Source organism: Stenotrophomonas sp. 05L414_2 (assembly GCF_056397905.1).
Window position 1 is genome coordinate 1 of sequence record NZ_JBFTOJ010000252.1, and the last position, 3,977, is coordinate 3,977.

Annotated in this window: 6 protein-coding genes and 1 pseudogene; 3 read left to right on the forward strand and 4 right to left on the reverse strand. The window is 59.3% G+C overall.

Features of this window, described 5'->3' with window-relative positions; genetic code table 11:
- Positions 1-176: 176 nt before the first annotated feature.
- Both AC1DJN_RS21005 and AC1DJN_RS21010 read right to left on the reverse strand, forming a co-directional pair.
- Positions 177-386: a hypothetical protein gene (locus tag AC1DJN_RS21005; RefSeq protein WP_478040084.1), complete on the reverse strand. Its 210-nt coding sequence runs from the start codon at positions 384-386 to the stop codon at positions 177-179.
- A 107-nt stretch (positions 387-493) separates the two neighbouring features.
- Positions 494-991 (reverse strand): YciE/YciF ferroxidase family protein, encoded by a 498-nt coding sequence (locus tag AC1DJN_RS21010; protein WP_346585871.1) that lies wholly within the window; start codon positions 989-991, stop codon positions 494-496.
- 548 nt (positions 992-1,539) lie between these two features.
- Here AC1DJN_RS21010 and AC1DJN_RS21015 point away from each other — a divergent pair.
- On the forward strand, positions 1,540-1,992 hold the full coding sequence (locus AC1DJN_RS21015; RefSeq protein WP_442251175.1) for a BLUF domain-containing protein: 453 nt from the start codon (positions 1,540-1,542) through the stop codon (positions 1,990-1,992).
- A gap of 64 nt (positions 1,993-2,056) precedes the next feature.
- Here AC1DJN_RS21015 and AC1DJN_RS21020 read toward each other — a convergent pair whose 3' ends face one another.
- The gene (locus AC1DJN_RS21020) at positions 2,057-2,350 is read right to left on the reverse strand and encodes a hypothetical protein (protein ID WP_442251176.1); all 294 of its coding nucleotides are present in this window, start codon (positions 2,348-2,350) and stop codon (positions 2,057-2,059) included.
- Between the two features lie 64 nt (positions 2,351-2,414).
- Between AC1DJN_RS21020 and AC1DJN_RS21025 the strand changes: the two genes are divergently transcribed.
- Positions 2,415-3,029, forward strand: a complete 615-nt coding sequence (locus AC1DJN_RS21025; RefSeq protein WP_442251177.1) for a hypothetical protein — start codon at positions 2,415-2,417, stop codon at positions 3,027-3,029.
- On the opposite strand, the gene AC1DJN_RS21030 is transcribed toward AC1DJN_RS21025, so the two are convergent.
- Positions 3,015-3,314, reverse strand: a complete 300-nt coding sequence (locus AC1DJN_RS21030) for a hypothetical protein (protein WP_442251178.1) — start codon at positions 3,312-3,314, stop codon at positions 3,015-3,017. The two genes, AC1DJN_RS21025 and AC1DJN_RS21030, sit on opposite strands and share 15 nt — an antisense overlap.
- Before the next feature lie 166 nt (positions 3,315-3,480).
- Here AC1DJN_RS21030 and AC1DJN_RS21035 point away from each other — a divergent pair.
- A pseudogene (locus AC1DJN_RS21035) lies at positions 3,481-3,947 on the forward strand (hypothetical protein).
- Positions 3,948-3,977: the final 30 nt, after the last annotated feature.

Consider the following 3,977-nt stretch of genomic DNA (forward strand, 5'->3'; position numbering starts at 1 on the left):
CAGTTGCTATCTGCCCTCCGATGAACAAGAGAGTTAAGCCGAGCAGAACCAAGGACAACCCATTTCGTCGCCACATGTCACACCTTTAGCCCAGTTTTCGAACGCAATCGAAGATGAGCCTACGAGATCTCAATAGCCTTTGCGGTGAACTTCAAGCATGTAGCAGGTGATGATTCCTAGCCCCGATGGCCGCCGGTAGGGTCAGGGTCAGGACGTTCATAGTCTTCAGGCGTGGCCTTGGGCCCGCCGCCGTCCTCGGGCATGTCGTGCTCTTTCCACTTGGCCTTGTCATTGYGACGCACGTCAGGTGTATGGGCTTTTGATGCGTCGTCAACGTCGGTCGTCGGGTTGAACGGCAGTTCGTCCTGCAACTTTTTCTCGTTCATTGTCTGTGCTCCAGAAGGGGGGGCACCTGCATCTGCTGTGTCGCGGTGCTTGCTTGCGCTATTGGCGAAAATTGGCGGCATAGCGACCGCTACGCCGCCATGCAGGCTCACGCTGCTTCGGCGGCCTTCTGGTTGCCGCCGCCCTTGGCGATCATTGTCAGCTTTTCGTCCGTAGCCTTTTCTTCTTCGAGCGTCTCGAGCAGGAGTGGCAGAGCATCCTTGTAGCCCAGCTGCTTGGCCAGTGCGGCAATGGTGCCGTAGGACGCTATTTCGTAGTGCTCGACCTTCTGTGCGCCGCCGATCAGCGCGGCATCCCGAACCGGTCCCTCCTCGACGGAGTCAATGATCTCTTTCCCTTCCTCGATCAGCCCTTCCATCGCTGCGCACTTGATGCGCTTCAGGCGGATGCCGAGGACTTCAACTACCTGATCGATACGTTCGATCTGGCCCTGCGTCTCGTCCAGGTGAAGTTCGAAAGCCGCGGCTAGGTCGGGGTTGCTGGATGCCCTGGCCAAGCGGGGGAGCGCCTTTGTCAATTGCTTTTCCGCGCTGTAGATGTCGGACAGTTCGTGGATGAAAAGATCTTCCGCAGTCTTGATTGCCATCGCTTTTCTCCAAAGGAATGGAGGCGACAGGCTATTGGAGAAGGTGTTAGGACGGTTGCAAACCATGTGACCCTAATGTGAGTTCGCCGGCCCCAAATGCTCTTCATCGGTTGAGCGCTTCATCAGCTTCTGGCCGGTTTGGAGAGGTGAGATTTCGCCGCCGCTATCTCAACTTCTGGCATGTCCCAAGCTGTGATCGCATTCGACCAACCTAGCGTTGCTTATAGCCTGTCGCGCCCCGCATTTCCCGCAGGTCAGAACCGTACCTCCCTCGATGCGCTCGATTCTCTTGTTCAAGCGAGTGATATGGTGGCATTGGTTGCATCGAATTGTGATCGAGTTCACGTGACCGATTCGGGCGTCGTCAGCGCCGTAGTCCAAAGCCAGTACGTAGAAGAGTCCGGTGTCAGGCATTTGTAGGGCTCCTAGTGACGCGTCCACGAATTCAGTTTTCGCACGTTCCTGAACTGTTTTGTTTTCGACCTGCACGTCACTTTATTCCTCGGCAAGTATTGATAGGGTATAGAGCCCCGCAGGGAGATGTCCCTATGCCTATCCGAGCCGTGGTGTACGCAAGTGAGGCTGTCGCAGAGATCGTTGCAGATGGATTGGGCCAGACGGAAGGAAGGCTGTGCTCCATCATTGACGATGCCGCCCGCTTCAACCGAGACGCTGGCGTAACTGGCGTACTTCTCTTCGATGGCGAGCGCTTTCTGCAGTATCTGGAAGGACCGGAAGATGGCCTATCCGTTGCTTATTCCAGGGTGGTGGGCGCAAGCAGCCACTCCGGCCTCGTAGAGTTGCAGCGAGGAAGGGTAGGGCGTCGGCGATTGCCATTCTGGCCAATGCGGTGGCTACCGGTCGAATCGCAAGAGCTTGCCCGGATGGCGAGTGCTGACTGGACCAGCTTCTTCCAGCGAGGAGATGCGACCGCTCCCAACGCTACGGGAATGGATCTGTTGCAGGTCGCGGTCCAGCAACAAGTCGCGGTGATCGGCTAGGGCGGTCCCTCGTTGGTGCGTTTGCCCCGTGCTGCTGCGGCGTCAATCAAGGAGCTCCAGCGCGCTAATTGATCCCATTTGCGGAAGATGCGCCGCATGATGCTTCAATCTGATCGGTGAGGACTGCCAGTGCTTGCTGCAGCGCGGCCTTGTAGAGGGCTCCGCCCTCGGTCGCATGCTTCTCCTCAATTCCAGGAAGCAACTGCGTCCAGATCTTTGACAAGGCTCCGGGTTCGGGATGTGCTATGACGGTTGCCCGAAGGCCGTACTCGAATGCTTTCAGATAGCCGCGGTGCGCTTCTAGGTCTGCTTCGCAGGCTTCAAGGCGTTGGAGAATTTCTGCATCTGTTGCTCGCATGACGGACCTCTGGACAGGTGGCTGAATAGCGGAGATAGTCAGCGCGAGCCCTTCGGCATGCGCTATGAGCATCCTCAACGTTCTTCTACGTCCTGACCAGCTCTTGGTAGCTGTGGACACTCTGGCAGAAGACGCCTTTACCCGAGTTCCATCTGCTGGGGCAAAGCTGCTTTTGATCCCACAGCACAACCTGGTCTTGGCCACTCGCGGATCAACTCAATTCTTCCTTCGCATATACGAGTTGGCGCTGCAGGCGAGCTTCCGAGCGGACTTCACGATGGAGCAATTGATGGCAGAGCTGGGGCTGGTGATCGACAAGCTCTGGCCCGCATACGAAAAGGCGGCTGTTGAGGCCGACCTGCCTCGAGCTGCTCTCGGCACGGAGCTCGTACTCGGTGGGTGGTCAGCGAAGAACGGGCGAATCGTGGCAACAGCCTATGCCAAACACGACAGTGCGATCCCTGCGGTTGTGCAGCCTCTGGTTGGGGGACTGGCGTCTCCGGGCGAGCCGTTGGAGCGCGTCCCTGACAGCTTCGAGCTCGTAGACGTGCTGGCTGCGGGCCGGCTACAGGCGGCGTGGCTCAATCAGGCTGTCGGCCGCCAGGTTGCAGGTGGCAGGCTTCTGGTTGCTGCGCTGAGCGAAGGCCGGGCGGTGGTTCGGGACCTAGGGGCGCTTTAGGTCATCGGGGACGATGCCCGCGAGGGCAAGAATGCGATCGCGTCGCGTCTGTTCATGCCAATGGCCCAGGGCCACTTCAAGCGTCAGGATCTCGGTTGCCTTGCAGCCCAGGCAGGTGAGCTTGAAGCCACCCTCTGCTTCTTCAAGGCCGCAGCCTTTGGACATCCTGGATTCGTCTCCGCAAGCGGTGCATTTGGATTGCAGCGAGGCGATCCCTTCCATCGTTCCGTTGAGTTGGAGAATGGGTCTGATCCGCAGGATCCGGAAGACTTGTGGGGAGGTCATGTACGTAGATCACAAGGCGTCTGGTGCCCTGATGCTACATATAAATTGTTAAGAATGTTTCTCTTGACAGGGTGCGCAACGTGTAGGTGAGAGCTGAAGCGTTTAGCGTGCGAGGCAAGTCCACTGGTTCGCAGCATCTGCGACGCGTAGCCGTATCCTTTCGGCCATGCTCCCCTCGCACGGCTACCAAGGCTTCCGCTCAGCACCGCCACCCTCTGGCTGGGTCCAGATGGGGGAGGGCTGGGTGCTGTGGTGGAGTGGCCGGCAGATCGCCAACGTAACTCCCGCAAAGGACGGCGGCGTTCGGGTGCACCTTGATGCCCGGAAGATGTGGGAAACCAAGAACGTTCGGGCGGCCAGCATGGCGCAGGGCAAGCGTTACGCCGAGCGGTGGTGCGCGGCCAGGCTCTACCCAGAGATGCGGCTGCGAGCTGCTGTGGCTCGGATGGTGGACGGTTCCCCGGGGAACCTCTACCGCCGCTGCCTGGCCTGCCGCCGACACCCGAACAGCTGCAGCAGGCCCGGCGTCTGGCCGAGGCGGGGGCGAAGGAGCTGGAGCGGGCCAAGGAAGCGCTCCAGCCGCGCCAGCCGCCGGTGACTAAACCTAGGTCTAAGGTTGGGAGCGGGACTTAGCAGGGTCCAGCATCCGCTCATAGTCAAGAA